General features: G+C 67.9%; 17 protein-coding genes. 10 read left to right on the top strand and 7 right to left on the bottom strand.

The features are described 5' to 3' along the window. The first annotated feature begins 62 nt into the window (after positions 1-62). Both ACWDXS_RS32155 and ACWDXS_RS32150 read left to right on the top strand, forming a co-directional pair. Positions 63-668 (top strand): TetR/AcrR family transcriptional regulator, encoded by a 606-nt coding sequence (locus ACWDXS_RS32155; RefSeq protein WP_378990735.1) that lies wholly within the window; start codon positions 63-65, stop codon positions 666-668. A 53-nt stretch (positions 669-721) separates the two neighbouring features. Beyond that, positions 722-1,198 carry a DUF4240 domain-containing protein gene (locus ACWDXS_RS32150; protein WP_378990736.1) on the top strand — a complete coding sequence of 159 codons (477 nt, stop codon included), beginning with the start codon at positions 722-724 and terminating at the stop codon, positions 1,196-1,198. Positions 1,199-1,270: 72 nt separating this feature from the next. On the opposite strand, the gene ACWDXS_RS32145 is transcribed toward ACWDXS_RS32150, so the two are convergent. Together ACWDXS_RS32145 and ACWDXS_RS32140 are read right to left on the bottom strand one after the other, a co-directional pair. Next, a complete protein-coding gene (locus ACWDXS_RS32145) occupies positions 1,271-2,131 on the bottom strand; it encodes an ABC transporter permease (RefSeq protein WP_449971547.1) in 861 nt (286 codons plus the stop codon). Then, entirely contained in the window at positions 2,128-3,027 is a 900-nt protein-coding gene (locus tag ACWDXS_RS32140; protein WP_449971544.1) for an ABC transporter ATP-binding protein, read from the bottom strand. Before ACWDXS_RS32140 ends, ACWDXS_RS32145 begins: the two co-directional genes overlap by 4 nt. A gap of 146 nt (positions 3,028-3,173) precedes the next feature. On the opposite strand from ACWDXS_RS32140, the gene ACWDXS_RS32135 reads away from it, so the two are divergent. From ACWDXS_RS32135 to ACWDXS_RS32120, 4 genes are read left to right on the top strand one after another with little or no spacing between them, the layout of a single operon-like run. Further along, on the top strand, positions 3,174-4,454 hold the full coding sequence (locus ACWDXS_RS32135) for a sensor histidine kinase (RefSeq protein WP_387446204.1): 1,281 nt from the start codon (positions 3,174-3,176) through the stop codon (positions 4,452-4,454). Further along, positions 4,451-5,146, top strand: coding sequence for a response regulator (locus ACWDXS_RS32130; RefSeq protein WP_378990742.1), 696 nt, complete (start codon positions 4,451-4,453; stop codon positions 5,144-5,146). Before ACWDXS_RS32135 ends, ACWDXS_RS32130 begins: the two co-directional genes overlap by 4 nt. 10 nt (positions 5,147-5,156) lie before the next feature. Further along, positions 5,157-5,468: a type II toxin-antitoxin system RelE/ParE family toxin gene (locus ACWDXS_RS32125; protein WP_449971639.1), complete on the top strand. Its 312-nt coding sequence runs from the start codon at positions 5,157-5,159 to the stop codon at positions 5,466-5,468. A 6-nt stretch (positions 5,469-5,474) separates the two neighbouring features. Then, positions 5,475-5,786 (top strand): helix-turn-helix domain-containing protein, encoded by a 312-nt coding sequence (locus tag ACWDXS_RS32120; RefSeq protein WP_378631540.1) that lies wholly within the window; start codon positions 5,475-5,477, stop codon positions 5,784-5,786. Between the two features lie 2 nt (positions 5,787-5,788). Here ACWDXS_RS32120 and ACWDXS_RS32115 read toward each other — a convergent pair whose 3' ends face one another. Then, positions 5,789-6,436 (bottom strand): vWA domain-containing protein, encoded by a 648-nt coding sequence (locus ACWDXS_RS32115; RefSeq protein ID WP_378990743.1) that lies wholly within the window; start codon positions 6,434-6,436, stop codon positions 5,789-5,791. 160 nt (positions 6,437-6,596) lie between these two features. Here ACWDXS_RS32115 and ACWDXS_RS32110 point away from each other — a divergent pair, with 160 nt between their 5' ends. Both ACWDXS_RS32110 and ACWDXS_RS32105 read left to right on the top strand, forming a co-directional pair. Next, positions 6,597-7,055 (top strand): YfbM family protein, encoded by a 459-nt coding sequence (locus tag ACWDXS_RS32110; protein WP_449971539.1) that lies wholly within the window; start codon positions 6,597-6,599, stop codon positions 7,053-7,055. Between the two features lie 138 nt (positions 7,056-7,193). Beyond that, positions 7,194-8,387, top strand: coding sequence for an MFS transporter (locus ACWDXS_RS32105; protein WP_449971536.1), 1,194 nt, complete (start codon positions 7,194-7,196; stop codon positions 8,385-8,387). Here ACWDXS_RS32105 and ACWDXS_RS32100 read toward each other — a convergent pair. Then, a complete protein-coding gene (locus tag ACWDXS_RS32100) occupies positions 8,368-9,216 on the bottom strand; it encodes a helix-turn-helix domain-containing protein (RefSeq protein WP_449971533.1) in 849 nt (282 codons plus the stop codon). The two genes, ACWDXS_RS32105 and ACWDXS_RS32100, sit on opposite strands and share 20 nt — an antisense overlap. A gap of 129 nt (positions 9,217-9,345) precedes the next feature. Here ACWDXS_RS32100 and ACWDXS_RS32095 point away from each other — a divergent pair, with 129 nt between their 5' ends. After that, on the top strand, positions 9,346-9,609 hold the full coding sequence (locus tag ACWDXS_RS32095; RefSeq protein ID WP_378990748.1) for an SHOCT domain-containing protein: 264 nt from the start codon (positions 9,346-9,348) through the stop codon (positions 9,607-9,609). Between the two features lie 2 nt (positions 9,610-9,611). Then, positions 9,612-10,403 (top strand): LLM class flavin-dependent oxidoreductase, encoded by a 792-nt coding sequence (locus ACWDXS_RS32090; protein WP_449971530.1) that lies wholly within the window; start codon positions 9,612-9,614, stop codon positions 10,401-10,403. A gap of 75 nt (positions 10,404-10,478) precedes the next feature. On the opposite strand, the gene ACWDXS_RS32085 is transcribed toward ACWDXS_RS32090, so the two are convergent. The 3 genes from ACWDXS_RS32085 to ACWDXS_RS32075 all read right to left on the bottom strand — a co-directional run bounded on the left by ACWDXS_RS32085 (position 10,479) and on the right by ACWDXS_RS32075 (position 14,871). Continuing rightward, entirely contained in the window at positions 10,479-13,046 is a 2,568-nt protein-coding gene (locus ACWDXS_RS32085; protein ID WP_378990750.1) for an ATP-dependent Clp protease ATP-binding subunit, read from the bottom strand. A 274-nt stretch (positions 13,047-13,320) separates the two neighbouring features. Continuing rightward, a complete protein-coding gene (locus tag ACWDXS_RS32080; RefSeq protein WP_379314392.1) occupies positions 13,321-14,250 on the bottom strand; it encodes a lipase family alpha/beta hydrolase in 930 nt (309 codons plus the stop codon). 63 nt (positions 14,251-14,313) lie between these two features. Then, the gene (locus tag ACWDXS_RS32075) at positions 14,314-14,871 is read right to left on the bottom strand and encodes an anthrone oxygenase family protein (RefSeq protein ID WP_378990752.1); all 558 of its coding nucleotides are present in this window, start codon (positions 14,869-14,871) and stop codon (positions 14,314-14,316) included. Between the last annotated feature and the right edge of the window lie 87 nt (positions 14,872-14,958).

Here is a 14,958-nt window from a genome sequence, read left to right as displayed (position 1 = left end):
TCGACGATAGAACACAAGTGGACATGTTGTCCAGATATTCGTCGCCGGGTTACAGTCGACCCATGGAGCCACGATCCGACCTGATCACCGGCTTGGCGCTCGACGCGCAGCCACCCACCGAACGCACCGACGCGGCCCGCAATCGTGCGAAAGTCCTGGCAGCGGCGGCCGGACTCTTCGCCACTCGCGACCCACGCACCATCACCATGGACGACATCGCCAAGGCCGCGGGCGTGGGCCGCGGCACCCTCTACCGCCGCTACCCCGACCGCAACGCGATCGCCGTCGCCCTCCTCGACGAGCACGAACGCGCCCTCCAGGAACAGCTCCTGCGCGGCGCACCCCCGCTCGGCCCCGGCGCGCCCCCGGCCGATCGCCTGGCCGCCTTCTACGCGGCGATGGTCGAATTGCTCGCCGCCCACGCCCATCTGGTGCTCGGCGCGGAGACCGGCGGCGCCCGCTTCGCCACCGGCGCCTACGGGTTCTGGTCGGCGCACGTACGGTCGCTGCTGGTCGAAGCCGCTGTGCCACAGCCGGATTCGCTGGTCGATACGGTCCTCGCGCCACTCGCCGCCGAGGTCTACCTCCAGCAACGCGAACGCGGCTTGTCGCCCGAGCAGATCACCGCAGGTCTGTCCGCCCTCGCCCAGCGTCTCCTGCGTGCCTGACCGATGACCTCGAACCCCGCTCCGTGTCGGACCCGAGCAGTACCGTCCGGCAGGTGACGAGCACCCCCGAAGACATCGCCCGATTCTGGAATCTGATCGCGTCGGCCTGGACGGCCACCGGTACCGATCCGTCCACGGCCCTGCGGACGGCAGCAGGCGACCTCGACAGCCGACTCGACGCCTTTCTCGCCCAGTTGAACACCCTGTCAACAGATTTCAGCAGCGCGGAACTGACCGCGCTCGACCGCGTCGCCGAACGCGCGCTCTACGACATCGACCGCGCCGACCTCCAGGCGATCACCGACGGCTCCGACGACGGCTTCCTCTATGCCCGCGGATTCATCGTGGCCATGGGCCGCGACTACTACGACGCCGTCAGCTCCGACCCCGAGGCCGCGACCACCGACGCCGAATGCGAGCAGATGTGCTATTTCTTCGCCCACCTGCACAACGAGCGCTTCGGCGCCTTCCCCGACACGGGCTCGGGCATCTCCCGCGAAACGGCGTCCAACCCGGCCGGCTGGTCCTGACCTGACGCGCAGGTAGCGGCCGTCCGTGTCGGACTGCCGCTACCTGGTGCCGGGTTCGATGATCGCAGCGCGTCAGGTGAGATCGCGGCGGGTCATCAACCAGATGGTGCCACCGGCGAAAACCATCACATACCCGGCCAGCAGAGCGAAAGATTCACCGCGGGTGAGGATGTCGAGAACGCCGGGGTTGGCCGGCCCCTCCACGGTGCGCATCGCCCCGGCCAGCGAGCCCGCGGCCGTACCGGGGAGCACGTTGGTGACGGCTTCGATCGGGCCGAAGATCCCCGCCACACCGCGAAGCAGGTTCTCCACCACCAGGACCCAGACCAGGCCGAGGCCGACTGCGAGGGCGGGACCACGAGCGATGGCGCCGATGAGCGCTCCCGCGAGCATCCACATACCGAGAATCGCGGTACCGGTGACGATCCCGATCAGCGAGTCGTCGAGCGACGGCATCGTCACCGGCTGGGATTCGCCGACTGCGATCACGGAGGCGATGCCGACATCGACGGCGAAGGCCACCAGGACAAGCGCGAGGACCACTACCAGCAGCGTCGACAGCAATCCCCCCACGGCCGCGGCTCGGCTCGGGCCCTGGGTGAACACGGTTTTCCACGTGCCCCAGCCATATCCGCTGCCCACCGCGAGAGCGCCGAGGATCAGCACCAACGCGCCGCCGAACATCGACATGCCCTGCGTGAACACCTCGGGCACAGCGGCGGGCATGAGTTGGCCGAGCAGGACATCGCGAGGCAGGCCGTCCGACATCGCACCGCTCTCGCCCGAGGTGTAGGCGAGGTAGTTGAAGAGGTAGGCGAAGGTCAGGTTGAGCAGGATCCAGGTACCGAGGACGATCCAGAAGGCGGGCCAGCGGCTCAGCCGTAGCGCCTCCGCACGGATACTCGCGGTGAGATCCCCTGTCATGGCGTTCATTTCGCTACCTCCACAGCCGTCATCTCGAAGAACACTTCTTCCAGCGATTTCTCGTCCACCCGCAGTTCGAGCAGGTCCGCGCCTGCTGTCACGACGGCTCGCGCCACCTCAGGGGCCAGCGCGGCGCTCGTGTCGACCCTGATGCCGTCCGCGCCCGCTCGAGCGGGGGCATCGGTGACGGCGCGGACGGCGTCCAGCGCCACGTCCACGGGCTCGGCACGCACCAGCAGTGTCGCGGTGCCGCGCAATTCGGCCACCGTAGATTCCGCCAGCAGGCGACCACCAGAGATCACCCCGACGCGGTGGCAGATCTCTTGCACCTCGGCGAGCTGGTGGCTCGACAGCAGCACAGTGTGTCCGTCGGCCGCGAGATCGGTGATGAGCGTGCGCATTTCGGCCAGGCCCGCCGGGTCGAGGCCGTTGGTGGGTTCATCGAGGATGAGCAGGTCCGAGTCGCCGAGCATGGCCGCGCCGACGCCGAGACGCTGTTTCATTCCGAGCGAATAGGTCCGGAAGCGGTCGCCTGCCCGGTCGGCCAGGCCGACGCGTTCCAATGCCTTCTCGACCTCGGCATTGCCGTGGCCGCGATAGCGGGCCGATACTCGCAGGTTGTCGCGGCCGGAGAGGTACGGGTAGAAGCCGGGGCCCTCGATGAGGACGCCGATTCGGCGCAGCACCGCCGGATCGCCCGGCGACAGGCCCCGCACGGTCGCGGTGCCCGCGCTGGGCCGGATGAGACCGGCCAGCATGCGCAACGTGGTGGTTTTGCCCGCGCCGTTGGGCCCCAGGAATCCGTAGATCTCCCCGGCCGCGACCCGCATGCTCACCGCGTCCACCGCGAGGTGCTCGCCATAGCGTTTGGTCAACTCGGTGGTGACCACGATCGATTCGTTCATGGGAATCAGAATCCGCGCTCGAGGGGTCCCGGGACATCCGTCGCGCGGCGTGCACGGCGCTACGCCGCGCGGCCTACGCGGCTTCCCGCGGGAAATACGTGCGCAGGCCGACGCGGTGGGTGGGCGCACACAATAGGGTTGGGCACGTGGGAGCGTCTGCGAAGTGGGAGCGTGGCTCAGTCGTTCAGGACTGGGGCCTGGCAGTGGTGGTCGCGGTGATCCAGCTGGCCGGTAGTTCCGGTGCGAATTCGCATCAAACCGGGGTGCGGTCGCTGGACGCGTTCGCGTATCTGCTGCTGCTCGCCGGGCCGGTGGCGCTCGGTTTCCGGCGGGCAGTGCCCGAAGCGGTGCTGGCGGTGTCGCTGATCGCCACGGTGACCTATGTCCTGCGCGACTACGGGTACGGGCCGATCTTCCTGTCGCTGGTGATCGCGTTCCTCTCGGCCGCCGTCACCGGATCGCGATGGCGCACCTACCCGGTGGTCGCGATCGGGTATCTGACGATGGTGTGGCCGCTACCCGCCCTGCTCGGGCGGCACTCCGACGCGTGGCAGATATTCGGCCTGCTGGCCTGGATGGGCGTGCTGGTCGCGATCGCGGAGGGCGTGCGGCAGCGGCGCGCGGTGGTGCTGGCGCGCGAGCAGCGGGCCGAGGCGGCACAACGCGACGAGCAAGCGCAGCAGGCCAGGGCGGCCTCCGAGGAGCGGTTGGCGATCGCGCGGGAACTGCACGATGTACTGGCACACAGTCTTTCGCTGATCAACGTGCAGTCGTCGGTGGCGCTGGAGTTGTTCGATCGCAAGCCGCAGCAGGCGGCCGCGGCGCTGGCGACCATCAAGACGACCTCGAAAGAGGCACTGACCGAGGTACACACGCTGCTGCACGCGATTCGCAGTGGCGCGGCGGTGGTGCCGGAGTACCCGGAACATGCTCCCGTCGTGGATGATTCACCCCCTCCGCCGCGTCCCGCGCCGCGTGCGCCCGCACCGACCCTCGACGACCTCGACACCCTGCTCGAGCGCACCCGCGCGACCGGGCTCGACGTCGATACCAAGATCATCGGTACGCCGAAGAAGCTGCCGAGCGTGATCGATGTGGCCGCGGCCAGAATCGTGCAGGAATCGCTGACCAACGTGGTGCGCCACGCGCCCGGCGCGACAGCTCTGATCACCCTGCGATACACCCCGGAATCGGTCGACATCACCGTCGACAACACCCGGCCGACCGGGACCGCTGTCCGAACCGGCATCGGCGGCAACGGGATCATCGGGATGCGCGAGCGGGCGCACGCGCTCGGCGGGGCGCTCACCGCGGGGCCGCGACCGTCCGGCGGGTTCCGGGTGGCGGCCCGATTGCCCGCTCGACCAGCGACTTCGACCGCATCCGCGCGATCGTCGGATTCACCGGGCAGGCAGGCGGGCGCATGACCGAACTGCCGCCGACCGGTGCGGGGCCCACCAAGATCCGGCTTCTCGTCGCCGACGATCAAGCGCTGGTGCGCGGCGGTTTCGTCGCGCTGCTGGACGCCCAGGACGACATCGAAGTCATCGGCGAGGCCGAAAACGGCGAGCAAGCCGTCCGGATGACCCGAGCCCTCGTCCCCGACGTGGTGCTGATGGACATCCGCATGCCGATCCTCGACGGCCTCGCCGCCACCCGCATGATCGCCGACGACCCTCAGCTCGCGGCGGTCCGCGTCGTCGTCCTCACTACCTTCGAACTCGACGAATACGTCTTCGAGGCGATCCGCGCGGGCGCCGCGGGCTTCCTGGTCAAACACACCGAGCCCGCCGACCTGCTCCGCGCTGTCCGCGTCGTCGCCGCGGGCGACGCGCTCCTGTCCCCCGGCGTCACCCGCCGCCTCCTCGCCGAATTCTCCACCCACGCCAAACAACCACCCCCCGCCGCCTTCGCCGAACTCACCGACCGCGAACGCGAGGTGATGACCCTGGTGGCCGAAGGCCTCACCAACGCCGAAATCGGCGCCCGCCTCTACATGTCCCCCGCCACCGCCCGCACCCACGTCAGCCGAATCCTCACCAAACTAGCCGCCCGAGACCGCACCCAACTCGTAGTCCTCGCCTACGAATCAGGCCTGGTCCGCCCAGGCTGGCAGTAGCGCCCGATGGCTGCGCTCACTGAATACACGCGAGTACGGCCAGGTAGACGTGTATGTGGGCATGCTTGCCGAGCGTGCGACCACCCTGACCGAACCGTGGTCGCGCAATCTTGGCGATGGGGTACGTGAACTCCGCTTTCACCTTCACCCGCGAGAAATGCGAATCACCTACTGGCTCGCTCCGGGTCGTCGCATCGTGCTGCTGACAGTTTTCCGCAAGACTCGCATGCGGGAGACCGACGAGGTGGCGCGAGCCAAGGCACTACGCAAGGTATGCGAATCGGAACATGGTTGTGCCCACACAGATTTCGACAGGAGGTAACCGATCATGACTGAGCACCCATCGATGGACGACCTGCGCCGTGAACGGATGAGCAGCCCCGGGTTCGACGCGGGCGAGTACGAGGCCGGGCGGGCCGAGGCGATTCTGGCGATCGAGCTGGCCGAAGCCATTCGCGAACGGCGGCTCGAACTCGGGCTGACACAGACACAGCTGGCCGAACGGGCCGGGCTGCGTCAGCCTGAGGTCTCACGGATCGAATCCGGGGGCGGGACACCGACAATCGGCATGCTCGAACGTTTGGCGTATGCGCTCGAGGTTCGGTTCGTCGCTCGGTTCGAGAAGGTCGACGCGGCGTAGGACTACTCGCCCTGGTCGGCTTGTCGGCGTTCGGAGTCGGAGAAGCGGGCGCGGCGGGCGGCGCCCGCGGGGGCGGCTTGGGCTCGGGCGGAGTAGGCGGAGAGGGCGTCGAAGGCGCCTCGGACGCCGCCGGCGACCGGGGCGTAGGTGATGGCAGAGCCGGGGTCGAAGCCGAGGTTGGAGCCTACTTCGACGGCGTCCATGTTGGCGCCGAGGAAGACGAAGGTCCAGTTGTACACGTCTTGCTGCTGGGTGATGAGAGACTTCACGGCGGCGTGGGTCCATTCGCGGCTGGAATTCTCGTGGCCGTCGGTGAGAACGACGACGATCACGGTGCCGGGACGCTCGTGTTCGGGGCGCTCGGCCAGCTCGCTGCCCACGCTGGTGACGAGCTTGCCGAGCGCGTCGTAGAGCGCGGTCCCGCCACGCGGCTGCAAGCTCGGCGCAGGCACCTGAGCCAGCGGCACATTCGCGTAGACCACGTCATAGGTGGTGTCGAACTGCGCGAGCGTGACCTCGATCGTCTTCGGCACACTGCGCTGCTGTTCGAAATAGGCGGCCAACCCACCTTCGGTATCGGCCTTGATCGTCTGCATCGACCCCGAACGGTCGAGCAGAACGGCGATCAGCGTGCGGTCGGAATCAGTCATGTGTGCGAACACCCCCGTGTCGGTCGGATAAGCAATTCCCACCGTACGCCGCGAAACAGGACCGTCTGACCGGCGAAAAGAAGACCCCAAGGTATCGCCAAGGCGCGATTCCTACCTTCACCACGGTCCGACTACTCCGCCTGAAAGGCTCCTCCTTTCCGTGAGCATCATTTTCGTCTTCACCCGTATCACTCCCTCCGATGCCATCCGGGTCACTGCCGAGCCGGACGCCGCGTGGGACCTCATCGAAACGCCTCGATCCGCGGACGAACCGTCCGGCGACCTCGACCAGGCCTGGGACGGCCTGCGCTGCCTGCTCTCCGCCGCAGCAGTCGATTTCGACCTACTCGGCGGCGATGAGCCGAGCACCCGCCAGGACTGCCTGCGTGTGTGGTCGGCAACCGAGGTGTCCGCGGCGGCACGGGTCCTCTCCGCCACTCCCTTCGACCGACTGGCCGAGCATTTCTCCCCGGAGTTGATGGACGAAGAGGGCGCGGGCCCGGACATCTGGGACGGCGACGAAGCACTCGACTACCTGCGCGAGGCCTACGAGGATCTCCAGGCGTTCTTCACGCACGCGGCCGCGACGAATTCCGCGGCGATGGGCCAATTCGCGTAGCCTGCCCGAGGTCATTGCCCAGATCCGCCGATCACGCGGCCGATCCGGTGGCGCAGTAGCAGCGCAACGTTGGCGTTCAGGTCGATCGCCGTGGCGTTTGGGTCGCGTGACGGGGATATTCCGGCTGTTGCATCAGGCATGATCAAGACATTGACGACGAGCCCTGCGGCATCGGAAGTTTCGCGCCGCGCCACGTGGCCCGCCCTGCTCACCATGTTCCTCGGCAGCTTCACGCTGGTGACCGCGGAGTTCCTGCCGCCGGGCGTGCTCACCGCACTCGCGAATGATCTCGGAGTGCCCGAAGGGGTTGTCGGACTGTCGGTGAGCGCGACGGCGCTGACCGCGCTGGTGGCCGCGCTCGGATCGGGCGCGCTGTTTCCCCGCCTGGATCGGCGCACCCTGCTGATCTGGCTGACCGTCGGCGCGGCGGTGTCGAACGTGGTGGTCGCCCTCGCGCCGAACATCGTGCTGTTGCTGATCGCGCGCCTGCTGCTCGGCCTGGCTGTCGGCGGCTACTGGTCGATGGCGCTGGTGATCGCCGCGAAGCTCGTCCCGGCCGAACGGCTCGGCAAGGCGATGATGATCGTGAACGCGGGAACCACGGTCGCGACGGTGGCCGGAGTGCCGCTCGGCGTGCTGCTGAGCACCTACGCCGGGTGGCGGACGACCTTCCTGATCGTGGCCGCGCTGACCGCCGCCACCACCGTCGCGGTGCGGCTGATGCTGCCGCCGATCGCGCCGAGCACGGGCATCGGGTTCGCCGCACTCGGCAACGCCCTTCGGTCCCCGGGCGTGACGCTCGGGCTGGTCAGCATGGTCGCCGTCGTCGGCGGGCACTTCGCCGGATACACCTATATCCGCCCGGCCCTGGCCGAACTGCTCGGTGCGGGCCCGGCGGTGATCCCGGTGCTGCTCGCCCTGTTCGGCGTCGGTGGTCTGCTCGGCAACTTCGTCCTCGGCGCACTCGCCGACCGCCACCTCGGCGCCCTGCTGGTGGCGGTGCCGGCAGCCGTCGGCCTGTCACTGCTCGCGATCATCGCCTCCGCGGCGTTCGCCCCACTCGCCTACCTGGCCGTGGTGGTGTGGGGCGCCGCGTTCGGCGGCATTCTCAATCTCGTGCAGGTGTGGGTATCGCGGGTGCTGCCCGATCGCATGGAAGCGGGCAGCGGACTGATCGTCGCCGGTTTCCAGCTGGCGATCATCCTCGGCTCGGCGATCGGCGGTCGCGGCGTGGACAGCGTCGGCCTGGCCCCGACCTACGCGCTCGGTGCCGTCGCCGCGGTTGTCGGCGGGGTCCTGATCAGGCACTCACTCACCCGAGCGGCGCACTGACCTCAGTCGATGCCCGGGCCGCCCGCCGCCACTGCGACGGCGTGCGGCCCGTCTGCCGCCGGAACGCCCGCCCGAACGCCGTCTCCGAGCGATAGCCGAGCCTGCGGGCCACCGTGCCGACCGGCACCGCGTGGTCGACCAACAGCAGTTGCGCCCGCTCGATCCGCAGTTTCGTCAGGTACCGGCCCGGTGTGAGGCCGGTCGCCGCCTGAAACCGGGCGGCGAACCCGGACCGCGAGGCCAGCGCGATCTTTGCCAGCCCGTCAACTGTCCACTCCTGCCCCGGGTCGGCATGCATCGCGGCCACGGCTTGCGCCACCCCGGGCTCGTTCACCTTCAGCAGCCACCGTGGTGGCGCGCAACCACGGGCATGCCAGGACTCGATCGCCATCGAAGTGAGCAAGGTGGCCACCCGGTCGCCCTGGACGCCGAACGGGTCAGGGCACTGTTGGACCAGGTGACGAAACATGGTCGCGGCCAAAGGCGTGTGGTCGACGAAACCGGTCAGCAGCAGCCGTTGTGGCAGCGCGGTCATGGCACTGCCGGTCCCGACGGGTTCCAGGCGCACCCGGAGCACCCGGCCGTCCGACAGCGCGTTGATCGCGAATCGTTCGGTGCCGGGCACGAACAGAAAATCCCCGCTCGCCAGGTCTTCTGCCGTGCTGAGCCCTTCGACCCGGACCAGCCCGTCCAGCACCACCAGCGCGCTCGGCTCGGTCATGAACTCCCACTGGCCCGCCGTGAGTGCGAACTCGTCGCGACCGGCGAAGCGCCACTGCACACCGGCCAGCACATCGTCGAGGCTGTGCGCACCATCGGTCTGCGTCACGTGCACCCCTCCTGATGGAACTCCGATGCACTGCACGGTACCGGCCGACGGGTTGTACGCGCGGTGACGTACGCCGGATCGGGTCTCGCGGCCGATGTCGTCGGTCGTTCGGGCGAGCAGGGTTGAGACATGAACATTGTCGACAGCGCGACGACGCTGACCCTGCTGGCCGACCACTACGACGGAGGGTGGCATCCATGGCCGTTCTTCTGGATCTTCCCGGTGATCTTCTGGATCACCGTGATCGCACTGGTGTTCTTCGCCCGCCGCCGGTGCGCGGGACGCGGTGGCGCGGTGGGCGCGCTGCGCGAAGGTTTCGCTCGCGGCGAGATCACCGAGGCCGAATACCGCGGCAGGCTCGCGGTATTGAGCGAACCGCGCGGGAAGAAGTAGCGATGCGATTCGGAATCGTGCTCATGCCGCGGTCCGGGGCGGAGTGGACACAGGCGGTGACCGGGGCGCAGGCACAGGGGTACCGCACGCTGATGCTGCCGGATACGCTGTACACGCCGTCCCCGCTCATTGCCCTGGCAGCAGCCGCCGCCGTGACGGAGAACCTGCGATTGCGGCCCAATGTCCTGGCCGCGCCCTTCCGCTCCGCCGCTACGACTGTTCGGGAAACGGCGGCACTGCAACTGCTTTCGGGCGGCCGATTCGAACTCGGGATCGGCACCGGCCGACCGGACGCGCGAACGGAGGCCGAAAGACTCGGCATGCCATGGGGTTCGGCGGGTGAACGACGAAACCAGCTGATCGACACCATCACCTCGGTGCGCGCCCAGGTGGACCCGTCACCACCGGTGGTCATCGCGGCGAGCGGGCCTCGAATGCTCACCACGGCGGCGCGATACGCCGACCGCATTCTGCTGGCGGCGGCACCGGACGCGACCGAAGACGACCTCGCCGAGATGGTCGGCATCGTCACCGCCCACACCGACCGCGAGATCCGATTCACCCTCCAACTGGTCGGCATCGGCGACCAGCTCCCCAGCTGGCTGAGCACCCGCCTCGGCCACACCCCCGAAAAACTCCGCGCCGCGGGGGCCGCCGGACTTCTCCCCAGCGATCCACAGGCTGCGGTGAAAATCCTCGAGTCCCGCAGCGAGCGTTACGGAATCGACGAGCTGATCGTCCCGGGCGAGCTGGCCACCGCCTTCGCCCCGGTTCTCGAACGCGCACGTCAGTAGACGATGCGCTGCTGATCCGCGACGCGAAAAGCCCGCCCTCTGATACAGAGGGCGGGCTTTCGGTTCAGCTGGTTACTACTCGCCGGAGGCGGCGGCCTCGGGCGCGGTGCCCTCGGCTGCGCCGGTGAGAACCACCTCGGGCTTGTCGTCGGTCGCGGAGCCCTTGGTCAGCTTCGTCTTACCTTCGAAGGTGAACTTGGCGTCCTCGCCGAGACCCTCGCCGTTCCAGCCTTCGACGTCGACCAGAATGGTCTGGCCCGCGCCGATCTCGCCGAAGAGGATCTTCTCCGAGAGCTGGTCCTCGATCTCGCGCTGGATCGTGCGACGCAGCGGACGAGCGCCGAGGACCGGATCGAAGCCGCGCTTGGCGAGCAGGCTCTTGGCCTGTTCGGTCAGCTCCATCGCCATGTCCTTGTTCTTCAGCTGCACCGAGACGCGGGCGATCATCAGGTCCACCATCTGCACGATCTGTTCGCTCGTGAGCTGGTGGAAGACGATCACGTCGTCGATGCGGTTGAGGAACTCGGGGCGGAAGTGCTTCTTCAGCTCGTCGTTGACCTTGAGCTTCATCCGCTCGTAGTTCGAGCCCTCGGCGTTGGACTGGGTGAAGCCGAGGCCGACAGCCTTGGAGATGTCGGAGGTGCCCAGGTTCGAGGTGAAGATCAGCACGGTGTTCTTGAAGTCGACCGTACGACCCTGACCGTCGGTGAGACGGCCGTCCTCGAGCACCTGCAGGAGCGTGTTGTAGATCTCCTGGTGCGCCTTCTCGATCTCGTCGAACAGCACCACCGAGAACGGCTTGCGACGCACCTTCTCGGTGAGCTGGCCGCCCTCCTCGTAGCCCACGTACCCGGGAGGGGCACCGAACAGACGAGAAGCGGTGAAGCGGTCGTGGAACTCGCCCATGTCGATCTGGATGAGCGCGTCGTCGTCGCCGAACAGGAAGTTCGCCAGCGACTTGGCGAGCTCGGTCTTACCGACACCCGAGGGGCCGGCGAAGATGAACGAGCCCGACGGACGCTTGGGGTCCTTCAGACCGGCGCGAGTGCGGCGGATCGCCTTGGAGACGGCCTTGACGGCATCCTCCTGGCCGATGATCCGCTTGTGCAGCTCGTCTTCCATCCGGAGCAGACGGGTGGTCTCCTCCTCGGTGAGCTTGAAGACGGGGATGCCGGTCCAGTTGGCCAGCACCTCCGCGATCTGCTCGTCGTCGACCTCGGCCACGACGTCCAGATCACCGGAACGCCACTGCTTCTCGCGCTCGGCACGCTTGGCGACGAGCTGCTTCTCCTTGTCGCGCAGACGCGCGGCCTTCTCGAAGTCCTGCGCGTCGATAGCGCTTTCCTTCTCCCGGCGCGCATCGGCGATCTTGTCGTCGAAGTCGCGCAGGTCCGGCGGAGCGGTCATCCGGCGGATGCGCATGCGCGCGCCCGCTTCGTCGATCAGGTCGATCGCCTTGTCCGGCAGGAACCGGTCGTTGATGTAGCGGTCGGCCAGGGTGGCGGCGGCGACGAGCGCGCTGTCGGTGATGGAGACCCGGTGGTGCGCCTCGTAGCGGTCGCGCAGACCCTTGAGGATGTTGATGGTGTGCTCGACGGTCGGCTCGCCCACCTGCACCGGCTGGAAACGGCGTTCCAGCGCGGCGTCCTTCTCGATGTACTTGCGGTACTCGTCGAGGGTGGTGGCACCGATGGTCTGCAGCTCGCCACGGGCCAGCTTCGGCTTCAGGATCGAGGCCGCGTCGATGGCGCCTTCGGCAGCACCCGCGCCGACGAGCGTGTGCAGCTCGTCGATGAACAGGATGATGTCGCCGCGGGTGTTGATCTCCTTGAGCACCTTCTTGAGGCGCTCTTCGAAGTCACCGCGGTAGCGGCTGCCCGCGACCAGGGAGCCCAGGTCGAGGGTGTAGAGCTGCTTGTCCTTGAGGGTCTCGGGGACCTCGCCGTTGACGATGGCCTGTGCCAGGCCCTCGACGACCGCGGTCTTACCGACACCGGGCTCGCCGATCAGCACCGGGTTGTTCTTGGTGCGGCGCGAGAGCACCTGCATCACGCGCTCGATTTCCTTCGAGCGCCCGATGACGGGATCGAGCTTGCCTTCCAGGGCCGCCTGAGTGAGGTTGCGACCGAACTGGTCGAGCACCAGCGACGTGGACGGGGTGCCCGCCTCGCCGCGCGGACCGGCGCCCTCGACGGGCTCCTTGCCCTGGTACCCGGACAGCAGCTGGATGACCTGCTGACGGACACGGTTGAGGTCGGCGCCGAGCTTGACCAGCACCTGGGCCGCGACGCCCTCGCCCTCGCGGATGAGGCCGAGCAGGATGTGCTCGGTACCGATGTAGTTGTGGCCGAGCTGCAGCGCTTCGCGCAGGCTCAGCTCCAGCACCTTCTTGGCACGCGGGGTGAAGGGGATGTGACCGGACGGCGCCTGCTGGCCCTGCCCGATGATCTCCTCGACCTGGCTGCGCACACCCTCCAGCGAGATGCCAAGGGACTCCAGCGACTTCGCCGCCACGCCCTCGCCCTCGTGGATCAACCCAAGCAGGATGTGCTCGGTGCCGATGTAGTTGTGGTTGAGCATCCGGGCCTCTTCTTGGGCCAGGACAACGACACGCCTCGCGCGGTCGGTGAACCTCTCGAACATCGCTCCCTCACTCTCCTGCTCCGACATTCTGGCAACAGACGCCGCAGTATGCTCGATACAACCTAGGGCGTCGGACCGACAACTTTCGCCGTCAGCCTGCCATGAAGCCCGGGGGTTGCGGCCCCCGCCATCCACTCTAGTTGGCAGGGGATTCCGCCGCCGCCGGTCCACCCTAATGGGGACCGGCGACAACATGGTCACTCACTGACAACGCGCACGTCGCAGCATTCGTTTCCACCTCAGTTTTGCCTACAGCGAAATCGCGCCGCGCGGCTCAACCGGTGAAGGGTGGGACGAATTCGCACGCGACCGCGGCCTGCCGGGCGGGATCGAGGGCGTTGAGGACATGACCTGCCGCGCGCGGGCTGCCCGCGATGGCCAGGTGTTCGGAGTAGTCCTGCGCGCACCCGTCCTGCACCACGATCGAGGTGGCGTTCGGGCCGGGGACCAGGCCCGATGTATGCGGAACGACCAGTTCGTCGAAGGCGGAGACGATATTGGTGTAGGTGACCCGTGCGTCGTACACACCGTCGGCGTTGAGCGCGGTCATGAAGGGCGAGCCGGTGAACATCTGCCCGCAGGCCTGGCACAGCGACGAGCTGACCGCGTCGAAGGCCGGACCAGCGCCGAGCGCCCGGCTGAAGCGGGCGATGTCGGCCGCGCCGAACGCATTGGTACCGAGCCACGGCGGCGCGATCCCGACCAGCTTGCCGACCTTGTCTGCGCCGCCCAACCGCTTGAGGTAGTAGTTGCCGACGATATTGCCCTGCGAATGGGCGATCAGGTCGACGCGCTCGGCGCCGGTGCGGGCCAGCACGCTGTCGACGAAGGCCGAGACCTCGGCGGCGCTCTGCTCGATCGGACGCATGCCGCCGATCGCCGAGACGGGCCAGGGAAGGGCGTAGGCGCCGTAGGTGAGGGAAAAGACGCAGTAGCCCTCGTTGGCCAGCAGGGGGGCATATACACCCCAGTTCGTCTGCCCTCCGCCGCCGGTGCCGTGCAGCAGGACCACCGGGTCGGGATGCTCGGGCGAGGGGACGCAGCCCGGATCGTTCGCGCCGGGTAGCGAGCCGCCCGGGTTGGTGAGCTCCGGCGCAATGCCCGCGAAGAAGTTGTAGTCGACCGGAAGGGGCTGGGCCGACGCGGTGGCGGGCAGGCAGGCGAACAGGGCCGCGGCCAGCACCAGAAGCGAACAACGTCGCATGAACGACTCCTCACTAGAACGTGTTCCACTCATCATGGAACACGTTCTAGTGATCGCGTGGCACTACCGGCCGTAAACCATCGGCACCGGTGCCGCGGCCACGTCGGTGGCCGAACTGGACTTACCCTGCTGCACGCCCGCGGCGAACAGCGCGCCGCACAGCACCAGGAACGCGGCACTGTGCAGCACCGCGCGGACGATATTCCAGCGAACCCAGGTCGCCTCGAAATCCGCACGGACGGCGGCGGTGTCGGCGATCGACGCCGGATCACCCGCCGCGGCGAGCGCGTCGTTGAGCGGCACGTTCAAGCCGGCGGTGACCGCGAACGCGATCACGTTGAGCGCCAACGCGATTCCGATCCAGATCAGTGTCGAACGCTGTTCCCTACCGAGGTGCAGCGCGGCCGCCAGCGCCGTGAAACCGACCGTGCCCATGAAGCCGAACATGAACCAGGGGTTGATGATCACGACGTTGATCTTCTGCATCACGTCGATCAGCGTGCGGTCATCGGTGCGGGCCAGCGCCGGCATCACCGAGATCGCGTAGGCGTAGAACACGCCGGCGATGAGTCCGGTACTGAGCAGGGCCAGCACCATGGTGGCCATCCGAACTGCGAACATGTGATGTCTCCTGACTCGTGGTCCGGAGCTTCGATCTCGCGCTCCGGTGATACGAGTAAGTCAACCGCCCAGACCGGATCCGCGACA

This window comes from Nocardia sp. NPDC003183 (genome assembly GCF_053590715.1).
This window is presented reverse-complemented; position numbering and strand designations above follow the sequence as displayed.

Coding starts and splice junctions, on each gene's coding strand:
- ACWDXS_RS32105 (WP_449971536.1), top strand. CDS start 7,194: ATGATCAAGACATTGACGACGAGCCCTGCGGCATCGGAAGTTTCGCGC.
- ACWDXS_RS32115 (WP_378990743.1), bottom strand. CDS start 6,436: ATGACTGATTCCGACCGCACGCTGATCGCCGTTCTGCTCGACCGTTCG.
- ACWDXS_RS32095 (WP_378990748.1), top strand. CDS start 9,346: ATGAACATTGTCGACAGCGCGACGACGCTGACCCTGCTGGCCGACCAC.
- ACWDXS_RS32120 (WP_378631540.1), top strand. CDS start 5,475: ATGACTGAGCACCCATCGATGGACGACCTGCGCCGTGAACGGATGAGC.
- ACWDXS_RS32155 (WP_378990735.1), top strand. CDS start 63: ATGGAGCCACGATCCGACCTGATCACCGGCTTGGCGCTCGACGCGCAG.
- ACWDXS_RS32075 (WP_378990752.1), bottom strand. CDS start 14,871: ATGTTCGCAGTTCGGATGGCCACCATGGTGCTGGCCCTGCTCAGTACC.
- ACWDXS_RS32080 (WP_379314392.1), bottom strand. CDS start 14,250: ATGCGACGTTGTTCGCTTCTGGTGCTGGCCGCGGCCCTGTTCGCCTGC.
- ACWDXS_RS32085 (WP_378990750.1), bottom strand. CDS start 13,046: ATGTTCGAGAGGTTCACCGACCGCGCGAGGCGTGTCGTTGTCCTGGCC.
- ACWDXS_RS32140 (WP_449971544.1), bottom strand. CDS start 3,027: ATGAACGAATCGATCGTGGTCACCACCGAGTTGACCAAACGCTATGGC.
- ACWDXS_RS32130 (WP_378990742.1), top strand. CDS start 4,451: ATGACCGAACTGCCGCCGACCGGTGCGGGGCCCACCAAGATCCGGCTT.
- ACWDXS_RS32090 (WP_449971530.1), top strand. CDS start 9,612: ATGCGATTCGGAATCGTGCTCATGCCGCGGTCCGGGGCGGAGTGGACA.
- ACWDXS_RS32145 (WP_449971547.1), bottom strand. CDS start 2,131: ATGAACGCCATGACAGGGGATCTCACCGCGAGTATCCGTGCGGAGGCG.